The organism is Pirellulaceae bacterium, from assembly GCA_019636385.1.
Classification (GTDB): Bacteria; Planctomycetota; Planctomycetia; order Pirellulales; family Pirellulaceae; genus Aureliella.
In genome coordinates, this window is sequence record JAHBXT010000003.1 from 459,763 (window position 1) to 474,949 (window position 15,187).

Consider the following 15,187-nt stretch of genomic DNA (forward strand, 5'->3'; position numbering starts at 1 on the left):
TTGATTCGGAAAAGTTAGTAATCACCGTCACGCGAATTCCACTACTCGCCAGAATTGCAAAACGAGAATGCCATGAGCGATACTTGGAACCCAACTTCAGATCGACCTTTCTGTGCAGCACCAGATGTGCGTCTCTATTTTCCGCACTCCAGCATTCAGGCGGCGCGCGAAACTTCGATGCGTGCCTTGATACGAGCCGAGGGCCCGGTCTTGGTGATCGGCGGAACCGGCCTGGGAAAGAGTATGCTCGCAGAACTGGTAGCCGATGAACTAAGCTACCGAATGGACACGGTGCGCTTGCAAGCGTCGCAATTGTGCAGTCGCCGCGCGTTGCTGCAGTGTTTACTCTACGAACTACAACTTCCCTACCGCGATCTGTCCGAAGGCGAACTGCGACTGTCAATTCTTGACCGCTTGGAACCCTCGCCAGAGACTGCTCCCGACGGCATCTTGATCATAGCCGACGAAGCTCACTTGCTGCACTGGAAACTATTGGACGAACTGCGACTATTGAGTAACTATACACGAAAACATCAGCCACGTGTCCGCCTGATGTTGCTAGGTTCTATGCGTTTAGAAGAGACACTGGCTAGTCATCACTTGGAATCATTCAATCAGCGGTTGGCAGCCCGCTGCTATTTGCAACCCATGAGCCAAGCCGAAACGATGGAATTTGTGCGACACCAATTGCGAGTGGCTGGGCAGGAACCGAATTCCACGATCACCCACGAGGCGTTGCAAGCGGTTCATGCGGCCAGCCAGGGTATTCCGCGGTTGGCCAACCAACTAATGGATCACGCTCAAGTCATGGCACTTGCGCAAGCTCAAAGCCCCATCTCGGTGGCTATGATCGGCGAGGCCTGGGCGGATCTGCAACAGTTGCCAGTACAATGGGTTGACGCCGCATCCAGTAAAACCCCAGGAACTATACAGCAAGATGCACATGTCGAAAGGCCAAGCTTTGGAAGCTATTCGGCAATAGCATCGACCAAACTTTCGCAGCCTGCCGGATCCATCGAGTTTGGTGAACTGTCCGACGATTTGGCTGATGATATGGATGCCGATACCGGGACCAACAACGGTGACCTTAAGATGGCTGGTGAAGAAAGAGTTACGTTTGAACCATGGCCTGATTCGTCAGTCGAGTTGGCTCAACCTGTCCAAGCGACCGAGTCCACTCCGCCTTGTGAATCAGATTTGAGTCCTCACCCAAATTTATCATCCACCGATTTCAATTACTTCTCAGCCTTCGCGGCTGAGCCCTTGGACGATCCAAATCTTGCTGCTGAGAAGCTTTCATGTTCGCAACCGAATTCGTCCCGGAAATGCTGCGACTCGATTGGCGCTTGCGATCATTCGTGCGCTGACAATCGAGTTGCGCAGCCCGAACGCTACGACGCCATGGGCGTATGGGAAAACGATCCACCGTTGTTAACGCCTCAGCCGACAGGCCTGGCGATTGGTGACAATCCAATAACTATGGCACTCCAGGCGCCAGGTCCAGGTCCAGCGTCCCAGCCGTGTGATCTGTTCGGCTCTGATTTTGAAGACGAAGCAATTATTCCGGATCACGGTGCATTCGTGCAACCGACGCAATCGGCAAACGCTGGTACCAGTTCAGCAAGAATTCAACAGGCGACAAGCGACCATGATTACGTCAGGCGGATGAATGCATACGCCGAAACCATCATACAGGTCAGCCAGTTGGAGAGCGAGCAGTCACCAACTAGTGGTGTGAATAGGGAGCCAACCTCTTCCACCAAATTGGATGGCCAGGAAGCACTAAATAATTTGCCGCCGGATCAGCAAAATACTGACGCCAGTCAACAAATTCTGTGGCGTTACAACGTGGCCCCAACCAGCGGTCAGGCGGAGCCAATTGAGCGCGAGCTTGCCGAGATCGTCTCGCAAATGAACTTTTCGGCGTTTCAGGTCGAGCCGTTTAGCGTGGAACAGATTCCCCTGGATATTGCCGAGAAACAACGGTTTTCTAACAACCAAAGTCCGGTACAGTTGCTGCCGTTTCGAGCATCCGACAGTACGAAGTTGACTGCTGGCAGCGAACAGTCGCCTGATCATTGGTTCGCTTCCCAGGCATATGACGACGATCGCGATTTACTGGTGGTTGAAGAGGAAATTCCAAGCAGCACGCGACTGCTGAGCCGTCCCACAACTGCACAGCCAACTACGCATACGACGCCATATTCCCAGCTATTTACCAAACTGCGAAAATAGATCGGCATTTTGATTAGCTGATGACTTATCAAAGAGATTGAGGATACCGTGATTGCTGAAACTACGACGACTGAGCCATGCGATCGCACACCCGGGTCGTTTCCGAGTAGCCTTAGAACTTGGGCTGAGGGGATGGTCGTGGGTCGCGTGCCAGGCCGAGGAATATCGATTGGTATGATCAGTGGCCATCGCGATGCGTGTGACTTACGGGCCGTGTATATGGTTGCGAAGGAACTGTCGCTGGCGATAAATTCGATTCCGGGGAATCAAGGGTTACTGTTGATTCGTTTGAGTATGTATTCGAAGCTACCCGGCATGAAGTCGGGCGTAGAGGAGTCGGTCGAGCCCCTGGTCCAGAAATCTGCCCTGGGAGCGTGGCATCAAACGGAAATCTCCATTCAACTTGGCAGCACCGCCAGCCCTGCACTTCAGCAATTGCCTCGGTGGGTTGTAAACTGGAAACTGGGCTACAGTCTTATTTTGCTAGATTTAGGTCCAATTCATCTGGTGCCCAGCCGCATGCTGGGCCGCCTGTGCGATCAGAATTTTCTTCTATTGGGCCCTAATTTTTGCGCTTCCGCTCAGTGGCTGATGCAGTTTATTGACTATCATGCATACTGCGGGTCGCACATCGCCGGTACACTGGTCAGTTCGCTGGCAGCTTAGTAGCTTTGATCTGCAAGGCGAAGTCGCTTGACCGAGGGTGGATTGTGCTGGTAACTGCGTCTACCCATGTTCGGACGCGTGGCGGGCCACAATTCTCCGCTTGTCGTGGTATGCTAGTCGCAAACTCTTAGTTGCCAATTACCACTCCCTCCACTCTGGCCCATAAGAAGCTTTCCTATGAACTGCTGCCATCTGCTTGTAGCCGCACGAATTGAATTGGTCGCAACCCTGTTCGCGGCGTGGATCGTGGGTGGTGTGGTGGCCGGCGAACCTATTCAGGTAATGACCTATAACATCCGCTACCAAAATCGCAGTGATGGAGAAGACATCTGGGAGAATCGTAGTGACATCGTCATTGAGACCATCGGAAAGTCGGATGTGGTCGGGCTTCAGGAGGTGCTAGCCGGGCAGTTTGACCAGATTCAGCAGCAGTTGCCAGGATGGCAATGGTACGGTGTTGGTCGTGACGATGGACTGCGGGCCGGCGAAATGGCAGCGGTAGGTTGGAACACCAAGAAGTTGATTGCGCTGGAGCAAGGCACGTTTTGGTTAAGCGATTCGCCATATCGCGTTGGCAAGGCTGCTTGGGATGCCGCGCTGCCCCGCGTTGCCAGTTGGGTGCGTTTGACGTCTCGACGCAAGAGTGCCCAGGGAGAGCCAACTACCGTTTTAGTCGTCAACGCTCATTTTGATCATCGTGGCGTTCAAGCCCGCAAACAATCAGCGGCACTACTACGCAAGTGGATCAGCCAAAACCGAGGTCCATCTTCGGCGATCTTGATCGGTGACCTGAATGCGACCGTGGGCTCGCCACCGTTAGACGAACTGTTGTTGGCCGAAGCAGCTCCGTTTCCAGTTTTGGTGGACGCGAAAGCTCATACGGCTAACCCAGCGACTGGCCCCAATAGCACCTGGAATGGTTTCAAACAGATTGCTGACGGACAGCGCATTGACCATATACTCTATCAAGGCGAAGGTATCAGAGTAGTCAATTACACCACCCTGGATCCGCGCACACCAGCTGGTCGCTTCGCCAGTGATCATTTGCCTGTCTTGGCCGAAATAGAATACAACTGATAGACTCCTCCAGTCAGACGCAGCTTGGACTTGATTCGGGCACGGAGATTGGCGCATGCGGAAGTAACTCAGAACTCCGTGTGCTGTTCCAGATATCGTCAGCCCAGGTGTTTGGCAGCGTTAGCTCTGGAGTGACGCTGTGCAAAGCTGCCTTGGCTCTTAAGAGGGTGACCGTCGATCGACCCGTGGCATTGGTGAACCAATTGCCGGGTGCCAGGACAAGCCGACCACAACGATAACTGCCGTTACTCCACCGGCGATTGGCATCGTTCATGGGGCCTACCGTATCGACGATCTGGGCATGGCCCGACTCGATGAAGTGCCGAAAGACCAATTGATTCAGCACATGCCCGGGCGACAGTTCTGCATATTCTTTTGCGTAGGACACCTTCTTAGCTCGATAGACTCCTCCGCCGACGATTCCAAGGTCAAATGCCACTGGGCGTCCGTCCAGCGTTAATAGAAACAGCCTAAGTGCACCTATAGCATCCAGTGTGGCCACGGATTCGCAATAGAAGCCTCTGGCTGCCGGCCTACAGCCTATCGTAGTGCCGGCGGTGCCTTTCCAGCTGCGGGCTTCAATTTCTAGGACGGTATTCATGGCTTGTGCAAGCCGGACGCGATCGACGCCTGCGAACACCTGCAGTTGCATCTGCCCCGCTTCCGAAAACTTCTTCCATTCGGACCGGACACGCTTGCGACTATTTTTCGATAGTTCGCTTTCAAATTCGGACCAGGTCGTTGGAAGCCTGGTGGTTCCCACTTCGAACTTGGTTCTGGCCTGTACCCCCCAGCCCATTCCTCGAACCTGTTCAATAAGCGCTCGCCAATCCGGTCGGTCAATCGGAATCCAATCAAGCCAGATGCTGCAGGCGCCAAGCTGGGCCAGACCTTCGACCAAGCCTGCGATGGCAGTGGCCAGTTGCACCTCTTGGTGAACGAGCAAATGCCCTGTCGGATACCACTCGTTATTGACACCTTGGTATTTGAGAATTCTGGGTGAGGTGCCATCGGCCAGCATGGGCAGGCCGGCTATCAAACGGTTGCTTTGGTCACGGACGGTCAACAAATGCAAACGTTGTCCCGGGGCAAAATGGGCTTGGAAGCAGCGCAACATTTCGGACCTGCTGCTAGGATGTCCATACCGACTGGCAGCGCACAATTGATTCCATTGCCCCGTCAGCCAATCTGCCCACTCTGAAGCCGCTACTAACTCGGTTTTGAACATTTCTGGGTCTCGCCATTGGATATGACATCATGCGGCGCTGTGGTGGCTGGCGATCGATTGAGCCTGATCGAACAAGCTCTCGCCACCTAGAATCTAGGATTTTGAAGTGCACTTGCGTCGTCGGTTCTCAGGAATTCCAGCCGGGTCCGTCGCCGATCTTCCGGAAAAGAGGTCATAACTGCTACATTGCTCACAAGTTGGTGAATGTGGCAGGCTGGCGGTCGCAACGCGAGAAGAGTTCTAAGTCCAGTTTATGGTGCTTGGAGGGCTCTGAGCAACTCCGCCGAACGCTTGCCATGTGACAGTAGTTCGATACGTCGCGTGTCATTGGGCAAAAGCGAAAAGCGGAGTTCTAGGCGATCACCAGGCAGAGTTTGCGGAAACTTATCGGCCCATTCAACTAATATCAGCACGGCTTGCTCCTGCAGTTCATCCAATCCCAAATCCCAGACCTGGGCTTCGTAATCCAGTCGATAGAAGTCCAGATGGTAGATGGAGCAGTCGCGGCCCATGTAGCGTTGCAGCAGAACATAGGTGGGGCTGGAAACGCACTGTTCAGAAACTCCACAGGCAGCGGCAAAATAGCGAACCCATTGCGTTTTGCCAGCTCCCAACGTGCCAACCAGGGCGATGGTCAGGGGAGGCTGGCTCAGAGCAGCGATCTGCTCCGCTATACGTTTAGTAGCAGACAAGTCCGGCAGATTGATAGTCAATGAGCCGTCCATTAACGTATTGCTAGGCTCGAGGATTGAGTTTGCGAAGATGGCATCCAGACCTGACGCGGCTGACTGTTGAGCCAGAAGTTTCGGCTGGCAGCGTGCAGTTGATCGTCCAAGAGCCAACGGGTCTTGTCACGCTGACCATTCAAACGGTTCGCTGCCGAGCACACCTGGGCACTGATGGCAAACTTGGCGTCGACAGTATCGCTCAAAGCGCGCGCTACGCCAAGTTGGAATCTAGCTTGCGGATACACTGGAACTCCCAGAGTGCGCACCGACCACTCGGCTAACGGTACAGTATATCCACCGACAGTGGTTGGATGGTGTTGCTGGATGAGCGATTGCAGCTCGCGTGGTAAGCGGTCGATTGCCCAAGGCGCGACCACTATATATAGCCGGCTGTTGTGAGACGAGTACAACGCCCAGCTTGGCCAGTGATCCCACCAGCCCAATCGCTCGCTCAATGGAAGTACCAGCGAAGCTGCCAATAGTGTCTGAATCGCGTACTCGCGCAATACAATACCAGGTCTGTGCATTGAAGGCTTGGGTGAATTAGAGTTCTCGCCGGCAATGCTCGGTAGTGCAAACAGCGCCAGCGATTGCGCCGCAAATTGCAGGTTCCACAAACACACACCTAAGGACTGGTGGAGCTGAAATCCTAACAGCCAGACCATAAACAAATGACAACCGACGGCCAAGAAGCCGCAAAACTTCCGCGTGGGCCGCCATAGCAGGCCAGCCGCCATGGCAAGCTCGGACAGGGGAGCTAACGCGGTGACAGCCAAGCGTCGACTCTGTGGCCAATCCTCAATGTCCAGGCCCAACGGCGCTACAGTGGCTCGCAGAAAATCCTGACCTGTTGTATGCAAGAATTCGTAATCCAACTTACCGCATGCTGAATATGCGTACAGGCTAACGACCAACCACTGAAGCCAACGCAGGCGACGCTTTTCGTCCGACAGCAGGAAAACAAAGGAAAAGAGCAACAACTGAAAGAACCAAGCCTGAAGTCGGTGTTGGTTCAGCACAACCAACAGGCTGGCCGAGCACACGATTGCCCAGAGCAGTAGCCGATGCACTGGTGCCCCAATCGAGCGTGACGACCAATGGCCAGTATCCGACTGAATCGACAATTGATCACTAAACACTGCGGATGCCAGTAAACAACTGACAAGCACGATCAGCCCAACCCAATCCCAAATTGGCCCGGCGGACACCGCCCAGCCGAGCAAGGGAACTTGCGGAAAGGACGACTGGCACCCAGGCACCCACAAGCGGAAGGTGGCGGCCAACAGAACCAGTCCGCTGACCATTGAAATCCTTTGGACAACCACCGACCATCGCGTTTCAAGGTTCAAGCCATGATCTCGCGAACGGGTTCAATGTGTTCCACACCGACAAGCTTTTGGTCCAATCCATTGTAGAAGTAGCTTAGACGATTGGGATCGATCCCCAGTTGATGAAGAATGGTGGCGTGCAAATGTTTCACATGTAGCGGATGTTCTACTGCGGCGGCCCCTAGTTCATCGGTGGTGCCAAAACTCATGCCTCCACGGATACCTCCACCGGCCAGCCACATGGTGAACCCGTAGCTGTTGTGATCTCGGCCTGAGCCTTTGGCGTATTCGGCCGTGGGCTGCCGGCCGAATTCACCGCCCCAAACCACCAGGGTAGATTCCAGCAGTCCGGTGCGCTTCAGGTCTTTCAACAACGCAGCAATGGGTTGATCGGTCGCTCCAGCATGTTTGTTGTGGTTTTCTTCCAAATCGCCGTGTGCATCCCAATTGTCATCGTTGTGTGCACCGCCACTATAGAGCTGAATAAAACGCACGCCGCGCTGGACCAGACGGCGAGCGATCAAGCAGCGGCGTCCGAAGTCATCCGTCTTCTTGTGTCCGACACCATACATTTCCAATGTTGCGGCATCTTCTGAAGACAGGTCTACTGCCTCTGGGGCATGTTCTTGCATGCGAAACGCCAGCTCATAGTTGGCGATTCGAGCGCTCAATTCATCATGCCCGGAGCGATCGGCTAAATGCCGCCGATTGATTTCAGCTAGTGAATCCAGCATGGCGCGCTGAGCTTCCCGACTGCTGCCGTCGGCGGGTTTAAGATCTACAATCGGGCTGCCATTGCTGCGCAGTACCGTGCCCTGAAACGTGGCTGGCATGTAACCACACGACCAGTTTTTGGCACCGCTGATTGGGCCGCCGGTTGGATCCAGCATGACGACAAAGCCGGGTAAGTTCTCGTTAATCGATCCCAAGCCATAGTTAACCCAGGAACCGAGAGCCGGCGAACCGCTGAGGATCTTGCCTGAATTCATCATCAGCATGGCCGAGCCGTGAATGGGTGAGTCGGCTGTCAAGCTGTGAAGAAAGGCAATATCGTCAACGCACTGGCCGAGATTTGGAAATAAATCGCTGACCCACTTGCCGCATTGGCCATATTGTTGAAACTTCCAACGCGGCTCTACAATTCTGCCTTCATTGCGATGGCCGCCGCGACCGAATGTCTTCACTCCGATGGTCTTGCCGTCCATGCCAACCATTGTCGGCTTGTAATCGAAGGTGTCGATGTGGCTGGGACCGCCATACATAAACAGAAAGATGACGCTCTTGACGCGCGGCGCAAAATGCGTGGCCCTGGTGGTTGGCTGATCCGTTGGCTCAGAGGATGGCGCAGCCGATGCTGCGTGATCAAAAAAACTTGGCTCCAGCATGGCAGATAATGCCACGGCCCCCATGCCCGCTCCGGCTTGCCACAGGAATTCTCGCCGCATTCGACGACAAAAACGCCTGTGCTTCGACTTGTGGCTCATGGTGGATTCCTATTCAAGATACAAAAAAGAGTTCAGATTGAGAGCTACTAAGCACATGCGCCGCCGTGCTTCGGTGTCGTCTAGGTGCAGTTGATGTTGCAGATGATCCACCAGTCGGAGCAGGCTACCTACATCTTCTGGCGTGCCGGGGACACCTTGAACCAATTCCAAGCATCGTTCGGCCTGGCGCTGCAAGTCCTGTCCAACCTCGCGTTCCAGGCGGCCCAGAAGCGCCAACGATTGCTGTTGCATCCAGTGGCTGTTGAGCAATGAGAGCGCCTGACCGGGCTGAACGGTTAAAAATCGAGCCTCGCAAGCAACGTCCGTTTCTGGAAAGTCAAATACGCTCAGCAACGGCACTGGTAGCGAGCGTTTTACGTGGATGTAGACGCTGCGTCGCGCTTGCTCACTGGCCGAAGATCTTTCCCAATTCCGGCCAGGCTGCGACTGACTGGCCAACACTTCCGCCGACAACTCGGGATACATTGGTGGTCCAGCCTGGGCTAGGTTGAGTTGACCGGTCGTCGTCAAGATCGCATCACGCAACTGTTCCGCACTCAGGCGACGCAGGTTTTGACGCCAGAATAGATTATTCTCTGGATCAGCAGCCACAGCAGCATCCAAGTTCTGTGTGCTCCGGCGATAGGTAGCCGAAAGCAGGATTTGGCGATGCACATGCTTGAGGCTCCAGTCATTGCGGATCAGCTCGGTGGCTAGAAAATCCACGAGTTCGGGGTGTGTTGGCGGATGGCCCATCAATCCAAAGTTGTTTGGGCTACGCACAATGCCACGGCCAAAATAATGCTGCCAAATTCGGTTGACGATGACGCGGGCTGTTAACCAGTTGTCTTCGGCTGCCAGCCATTCCGCCAAGACGCGTCGCCGTCCTGCAGAACGCGCGTCCTCGCCTGCTGGTGATATCTCGGGGTTGCCTCCGCCCAGCAGCTCAGGGAAGGCTGGCGAAACTTCAGCCCCATGACTGTGGGGACTGCCGCGGTGCAGCACGAAAGTCGCAGGCGGACGGGACTCCAATCGCGCGAGCCCCAGTGTGGTAATGCGCGGAGGTAAGGCATTCAGCTCATGTTGTGCTGCAACGAGTTCTTGTTTCTGTTGACTGTACGCCTGCCAGGTATCGCCATCCATGAAGTCCTTAAGCTTGGCGTTGAGCACCGCCTCGCGCTCTGGGCCCTCAGTGGCGCGTTGATCGGGCGCGGGCATCTTCTCAATGGCGGCTTGCTCCATTTTTTCCAGGCGTCGCTTGAGGCGATTGACCTTCGATTGCGCCCGTTTGTGTTCTTCCACGATGTCGGGTCGCAGGTCGAGTTGATTGTTCGATTCCTGGTCAGATCGCGTGCCGTATGAGGTGACATCGCGCATGAAAGCCACCATCGAATAATAGTCCCGCTGGGTCAACGGATCGATTTTGTGATCGTGGCAGCGTGCACATCCCATCGTCAGTCCCAGGAAGGCTTGGCTGGTGGTGCTGACTAAGTCATCGTACTCGTCAAATTGCGCTTGCAGTGGATCGGCTGGCTCGTCGTCCCAGATTCCTAGCCGATAGTATCCGGTAGCAGTCAATGTCTCCAAATTGACTTCGTCTAGTTCATCACCGGCAATCTGTTCGCGGACAAAGCGGTCGTAGGGCTTATCGCTGTTGAAGGACCGGATCACCCAGTCGCGATACTTCCAGGCATTGGGCTTGGGGTTGTCACGCTCAAAACTATTTGATTCGGCATATCGCACGACATCCAACCACATACGCGCCCAGCGCTCACCCATCGCCGGGCTGGCCAGCAGGTCTTCCACCAATTGTTGGTAGGTCTCGTCGCTCCAGGCCCCTGTCCACCTGGCGACCACTTCCGGCGAAGGAGGCAGCCCCACCACATCCATGAAGGCTCGACGTACCAGCACCGCCGGCTCAGCCGGATCGCTCCAGCCAATACCAGCCTTTTCGAGGCGGCTCTGCACAAATAGGTCGATGGGTATAGATATTGATTCCAAACGCTGGACAATTGGCGGAATCGGCTGCGTAATTGGTTGAAATGCCCAGTGCCGCTCGTAAGGCGCACCCTGAGCAATCCAATTGCGCAACAGCGCAACTTCAGTGTCGGTGAGCGCATTGCCCTCGGGAGGCATGCGATTGGACAGGTCATCACTTGTGATGCGGAGGATCAGCGAACTGCCATCGGGGTTTCCTGGGTCAACGACCGTGTCGCCACTATCTGGGGTTGCTAACAGCGATTCGCGTTGGTCGAATCGCAAGCCCGATTGCTGCTGCTCTGGACCATGGCACGCGTAGCAGCGCCGCGCCAGTAGGGGCTGAATTTGGCTAGCAAAATTCACATCTTCGGCGCAGGTCCAACCCGGTCCCCATGCGAAAGCGAGCAGCAGCAAACAGCGGCGTGTCATTGGAAAGGTCTAATTCTGTTCAACGAGTCGGTCAGCGAATGCCGGATTGACGCCCCGTGCGCCGGACAGCGTCATTATAATCGTGACCCTGGCGACTGTAGTAGTCGACAATCTGGATCACCAAGGATAACAAGTGGCATGCATACCTATTTGATGGGATATCGCGGTTCGGGCAAGACGACCACGGCCAAACTGTTGTCACAGGCCCTGGATAGGCACATGGTGGACACCGACGACTGGATCGAGTCGGCGGCCGGTGACACGATTCGCCACATTTTTGCGACTCAAGGCGAGCAAGCATTTCGCGACTTGGAGCAAACTGCGATCCGGCAAGTAGCAGAATCGGCCGAGCCCCTGGTGGTGGCATTGGGTGGCGGTGCCGTCCTACGCCCTGCCAATCAACAGGTCATACGCCAGACCGGTCATTGTGTATGGCTGGATGCCTCAGTGGAACAACTGTACACGCGCATTTGTGCCGATTCTTCTACCGTGCTACGTCGTCCCGATTTAACCGATCGCGGCGGTCTTGAGGAAGTCGCGGAAGTTCTGGCCCAACGCCGACCGATTTACCAGTCGCTGGCAGAATTGACTGTTTGTACCACCGGGCGCTCGCCCGATGAGATAGTCGAAGATATCGTAGTCTGGCTGCGCTCGTTAGCTTAACGTGCGTCCGACCTCCCCAGGAAAATGCGCTGGCTAGCGCGTGCGGAAGTACTTGAGCTTCTGCGCCGGCAATCGCTGAACTCTGCGGGCCAATCTTCATCAATGGAATGAACCCCGTATTTTGCACGGACGTTTCACCCGTGAATGCATGGTGTTGCACCGGACTGCACACCACCACTTCACCGTTGTCGCGTTGCCGCGCCGTTGAGCGCGCGTGGGGAATCCCTAGTGCAAAACTTCGTGGATCTACCGCTAGCCTTGCGTGTGCTGGTCGTGGCGCTACTTGGTATCGCAAGCGCGCGATTTATCAATTGGGCGATCTACACCTGGGCCTACTTTCCCCGGCAGCTTGGCCCCTGGAGTCCTGCGCAACAATTCATTGAAGCTCAGTCGCGACCTCGCCAGGCCAGAAAAAAGCAAACGCCCGGGCGGAAACTGCACTGGCGCGCTCGGTCATGGTTGGATCATCTACCAGCCATCGGCTGGTGGCGACTGCGCAGCGAATCGGCAGTGCATGGAAAGCTGTATTGGGTCCGACCGATGTTAGTTGAGCTGCTGTATCCGATCGCGCTGGCCTGGTATTACCGTTTTCAGGTAACCGGTTGTGCGCTTCCACCGGGCGCGGCCAGGTTTTTGCTGCCTTTGGCAACGCAGATGCATTGGCAGTTCGTTGGCCACTGGGTACTGCTGACCCTGATGACGATCGCTACGTTTATTGACTTCGACGAGCAGTCGATTCCGGACTACGTGACCCTGCCGGGAACCGTAATTGGTTTGATGGGTGCCGCCCTGTCGCCGGTTTGGCTACCATTAACTGTCCAGTGGGGAGTCGCTGGCGTTGATGGTGTCGTTGAACTGGACGCCGCTTGGCCGGACTCTGCGCCACTGTGGATCAGCGGTTGGCAAGGCTGGTTGACGGCCATGGGCATTGTGGCCGTCTGGGGGTTTGCCCTGCTGGATCGGCGAGTCATTCTTCGACGTGGAATGTACAGGGCGGTGGTCTATTTCGTAGCGCGGTTAATTCGCAATCGAGTACTCCTGGCCACCGTACTGCTGACAACTGGCGGTTTGATGGGCCTGGTGACTTGGTGCTGGCTGGCACATGTTGCCCGTTGGCCATTTCTGATGAGCAGCCTGATCGGGCTTGCGGTGGCCGGTGGCGTAACGTGGGCAGTGCGTGTGTCTGCCAGCCGCGGCTTCGGTGCTGAAGCGTTAGGCTTTGGCGATGTTACGCTGATGGCCATGATCGGGGCGTACATCGGATGGCAACCCAGCTTGATTGTATTCTTCTTGGCACCAGTGGTTGCGTTGGTGTTTGTGATGGCTCGCTGGATGCTGACGGGTGACACTGCCACACCCTATGGTCCCTATCTGTGCGCGGCAGTAGTTGTGCTGGCTGTCGGATGGCAGAGCATTTGGATCGGCTGGGCGGCTCCGATCTTTGCCATTGGAGTTGGCCCTATTTGGGCCGCTATCGTCGTTTGCGTCCTGTTAATCGGAATCATCCTGTGGGTCTGGCAGTTGATCAAACGAGCGGTGTTCGCAACGCGTAAGCCGAAATGAGTACCAAGGCTTTGAACAATCACCGTTGGCGATGCGGTCGGATCATCAGCCAGGACGGAAGTCTGCAATGCGTCCAGATCAGGTGGTGGCCCTATCGCGGCAATTGCTTGCAAGCCATGTTGGACCGACGCTGGCGCCCCGGCTGGGGTGATCGTTGTGAGTTGTATTTTCATCAGCCGCATGGGACTGGAAAATTTCTGTCGCTCAGCTACCTGCGCTCAAGCGCGCGCACATCGTTGAGCACAGTGTACGTCGCCCTGCTGGGGCTAGACGAGCAGGCACGAATTCGCGGCGCAGACGCCATCGTTTGCCATGTAACCAACGATCGAATTTCCGACCGCTTGATGCGGCGTTGGGGCTGGCAGCCGCACTGCAGCGGCTGGCCAGGCCGGCACTACATCAAACGTTTTTACGGCGTCTATCCGGCAATACCAGCCTATTGGCGCGGACGGTTATCCACCGACAATGACTAGTCGTCCGTAGGCGTTGTGGGGAGGGACACACGGGGCCGCAGACTAGCCTGAGACTTCCCCCTCCATATGGTCAGTAATTTACGGTAAAAGGTGCGGCGGAGTGCAATTGGCCCCGCGCCGGCCTACCGTGGATGCTAGTGTTCAATTCCTTCAATCGGAAGTATCCCATGACCTTTCAATCAGCTCGTGGCAGTTTTCCTGCTACTCGACTGCGTCGCCTGAGGCAACATCCGTGGTCACGAGCATTAGTCCAAGAGACTTCGTTGGGGCCCAATAATCTGATTTGGCCGTTGTTTGTATTGCCAGGACGAGGGCAGGAACAGCCTGTCGCCAGTTTGCCGGGGGTTTCGCGTAAGTCGGTCGACCTGTTGCTGGACGATGTGCAACACGCCATCGAACTGGGCATCCCCGCCGTGGCGCTATTTCCAGTGACACCATCCGAGCTGAAAACTCATGACGGTTGCGAAGCACTTAATTCCGACAACCTGATATGTACGGCGGCGCGGGCCATGCGCCTGCGATTTGGGGACTCGATTGGCATCGTGTGTGATGTGGCTTTGGATCCCTACACCAGCCATGGCCAAGACGGATTGTTGCGTGACGGCGTGATTCTGAATGATGAAACATTGGAGGTGTTGCAACAGCAGGCGGTCGTGCAAGCGGCTGCCGGAGCCAGTGTGATTGCGCCGTCCGACATGATGGATGGTCGGGTGGGAGTCATTCGTCAAGCGTTGGACGAACAAGGCTTTAAAAACGTGTGCATCATGAGTTACGCTGCCAAATACGCGTCGGCCTTCTATGGGCCGTTTCGTGACGCAGTGGGGTCCAAAGGCAACCTGGGAGCGGCCGACAAGAAAACCTACCAAATGTCACCGTCAGCCACCCAAGAAGCATTGCACGAAGTTGCGTTGGATCTTGGCGAAGGCGCTGATATTGTGATGGTCAAGCCCGGTATGCCTTATTTGGATATTGTTCACAGGATCAAGGCAGAGTTTCAAGTACCGACCGCCGTGTATCAGGTCAGCGGCGAATACGCGATGTTGTGCGCGGCCGCTGCCAACGGCTGGCTGGATCGCAGTGCCTGCATGATTGAAAGCCTGTGGGCATTCCGCCGAGCGGGAGCCGATATGATTTTGAGCTATTTTGCGCGCGAGGCGGCGTTAGAGCTGCGGAAGCTAGGGTGATGACGAAAATATTTCGACCGGCAAAGCTATGACGGCCTATGGAATCACGATCAAGCTACGAAGCAATGCCCGCCAGGGAAACAAGCCAGTCGAACTTCGCGAGCCCTGCATCCGAGCGAGAGATATTCTCAGACCGGCATTTCACACAT

General features: G+C 55.5%; 12 protein-coding genes. 7 read left to right on the top strand and 5 right to left on the bottom strand.

From position 1 onward, the window contains the following. The first annotated feature begins 72 nt into the window (after positions 1 to 72). From KF752_12535 to KF752_12545, 3 genes are all read left to right on the top strand, one after another. Entirely contained in the window at positions 73 to 2,235 is a 2,163-nt protein-coding gene (locus KF752_12535; protein ID MBX3422371.1) for an AAA family ATPase, read from the top strand. A gap of 48 nt (positions 2,236 to 2,283) precedes the next feature. After that, complete coding sequence (locus KF752_12540; GenBank protein MBX3422372.1) at positions 2,284 to 2,901, top strand: hypothetical protein; 618 nt, start codon at positions 2,284 to 2,286, stop codon at positions 2,899 to 2,901. A gap of 177 nt (positions 2,902 to 3,078) precedes the next feature. Further along, positions 3,079 to 3,978, top strand: a complete 900-nt coding sequence (locus KF752_12545; GenBank protein ID MBX3422373.1) for an endonuclease/exonuclease/phosphatase family protein — start codon at positions 3,079 to 3,081, stop codon at positions 3,976 to 3,978. 13 nt (positions 3,979 to 3,991) lie between these two features. Here the strand turns inward: KF752_12545 and KF752_12550 are convergent, their stop codons facing one another. The 5 genes from KF752_12550 to KF752_12570 form a co-directional block, all read right to left on the bottom strand. Beyond that, positions 3,992 to 5,206, bottom strand: coding sequence for a GNAT family N-acetyltransferase (locus KF752_12550; GenBank protein ID MBX3422374.1), 1,215 nt, complete (start codon positions 5,204 to 5,206; stop codon positions 3,992 to 3,994). A gap of 251 nt (positions 5,207 to 5,457) precedes the next feature. Further along, entirely contained in the window at positions 5,458 to 5,931 is a 474-nt protein-coding gene (tsaE, locus tag KF752_12555; GenBank protein ID MBX3422375.1) for a tRNA (adenosine(37)-N6)-threonylcarbamoyltransferase complex ATPase subunit type 1 TsaE, read from the bottom strand. Beyond that, the gene (locus KF752_12560; GenBank protein MBX3422376.1) at positions 5,931 to 7,238 is read right to left on the bottom strand and encodes a hypothetical protein; all 1,308 of its coding nucleotides are present in this window, start codon (positions 7,236 to 7,238) and stop codon (positions 5,931 to 5,933) included. Before KF752_12560 ends, tsaE begins: the two co-directional genes overlap by 1 nt. 41 nt (positions 7,239 to 7,279) lie before the next feature. Beyond that, on the bottom strand, positions 7,280 to 8,746 hold the full coding sequence (locus tag KF752_12565; protein ID MBX3422377.1) for a DUF1501 domain-containing protein: 1,467 nt from the start codon (positions 8,744 to 8,746) through the stop codon (positions 7,280 to 7,282). Positions 8,747 to 8,755: 9 nt separating this feature from the next. After that, complete coding sequence (locus KF752_12570; GenBank protein MBX3422378.1) at positions 8,756 to 11,155, bottom strand: PSD1 domain-containing protein; 2,400 nt, start codon at positions 11,153 to 11,155, stop codon at positions 8,756 to 8,758. A 138-nt stretch (positions 11,156 to 11,293) separates the two neighbouring features. Here KF752_12570 and KF752_12575 point away from each other — a divergent pair, with 138 nt between their 5' ends. The 4 genes from KF752_12575 to hemB all read left to right on the top strand — a co-directional run bounded on the left by KF752_12575 (position 11,294) and on the right by hemB (position 15,038). After that, positions 11,294 to 11,818, top strand: a complete 525-nt coding sequence (locus KF752_12575) for a shikimate kinase (protein MBX3422379.1) — start codon at positions 11,294 to 11,296, stop codon at positions 11,816 to 11,818. A 228-nt stretch (positions 11,819 to 12,046) separates the two neighbouring features. Further along, positions 12,047 to 13,381 carry a prepilin peptidase gene (locus tag KF752_12580; GenBank protein MBX3422380.1) on the top strand — a complete coding sequence of 445 codons (1,335 nt, stop codon included), beginning with the start codon at positions 12,047 to 12,049 and terminating at the stop codon, positions 13,379 to 13,381. Beyond that, positions 13,378 to 13,854 (top strand): hypothetical protein, encoded by a 477-nt coding sequence (locus KF752_12585; GenBank protein MBX3422381.1) that lies wholly within the window; start codon positions 13,378 to 13,380, stop codon positions 13,852 to 13,854. Before KF752_12580 ends, KF752_12585 begins: the two co-directional genes overlap by 4 nt. 167 nt (positions 13,855 to 14,021) lie before the next feature. Beyond that, the gene (hemB, locus tag KF752_12590; GenBank protein ID MBX3422382.1) at positions 14,022 to 15,038 is read left to right on the top strand and encodes a porphobilinogen synthase; all 1,017 of its coding nucleotides are present in this window, start codon (positions 14,022 to 14,024) and stop codon (positions 15,036 to 15,038) included. Positions 15,039 to 15,187: the final 149 nt, after the last annotated feature.

Excerpts from the sequence above, each read along its gene's own strand:
- KF752_12535 (MBX3422371.1), top strand. The coding sequence starts at position 73 with ATGAGCGATACTTGGAACCCAACTTCAGATCGACCTTTCTGTGCAGCA.
- KF752_12585 (MBX3422381.1), top strand. The coding sequence starts at position 13,378 with ATGAGTACCAAGGCTTTGAACAATCACCGTTGGCGATGCGGTCGGATC.
- KF752_12550 (MBX3422374.1), bottom strand. The coding sequence starts at position 5,206 with ATGTTCAAAACCGAGTTAGTAGCGGCTTCAGAGTGGGCAGATTGGCTG.
- KF752_12570 (MBX3422378.1), bottom strand. The coding sequence starts at position 11,155 with ATGACACGCCGCTGTTTGCTGCTGCTCGCTTTCGCATGGGGACCGGGT.
- KF752_12545 (MBX3422373.1), top strand. The coding sequence starts at position 3,079 with ATGAACTGCTGCCATCTGCTTGTAGCCGCACGAATTGAATTGGTCGCA.
- KF752_12565 (MBX3422377.1), bottom strand. The coding sequence starts at position 8,746 with ATGAGCCACAAGTCGAAGCACAGGCGTTTTTGTCGTCGAATGCGGCGA.
- hemB (MBX3422382.1), top strand. The coding sequence starts at position 14,022 with ATGACCTTTCAATCAGCTCGTGGCAGTTTTCCTGCTACTCGACTGCGT.
- tsaE (MBX3422375.1), bottom strand. The coding sequence starts at position 5,931 with ATGGACGGCTCATTGACTATCAATCTGCCGGACTTGTCTGCTACTAAA.
- KF752_12560 (MBX3422376.1), bottom strand. The coding sequence starts at position 7,238 with ATGGTCAGCGGACTGGTTCTGTTGGCCGCCACCTTCCGCTTGTGGGTG.
- KF752_12575 (MBX3422379.1), top strand. The coding sequence starts at position 11,294 with ATGCATACCTATTTGATGGGATATCGCGGTTCGGGCAAGACGACCACG.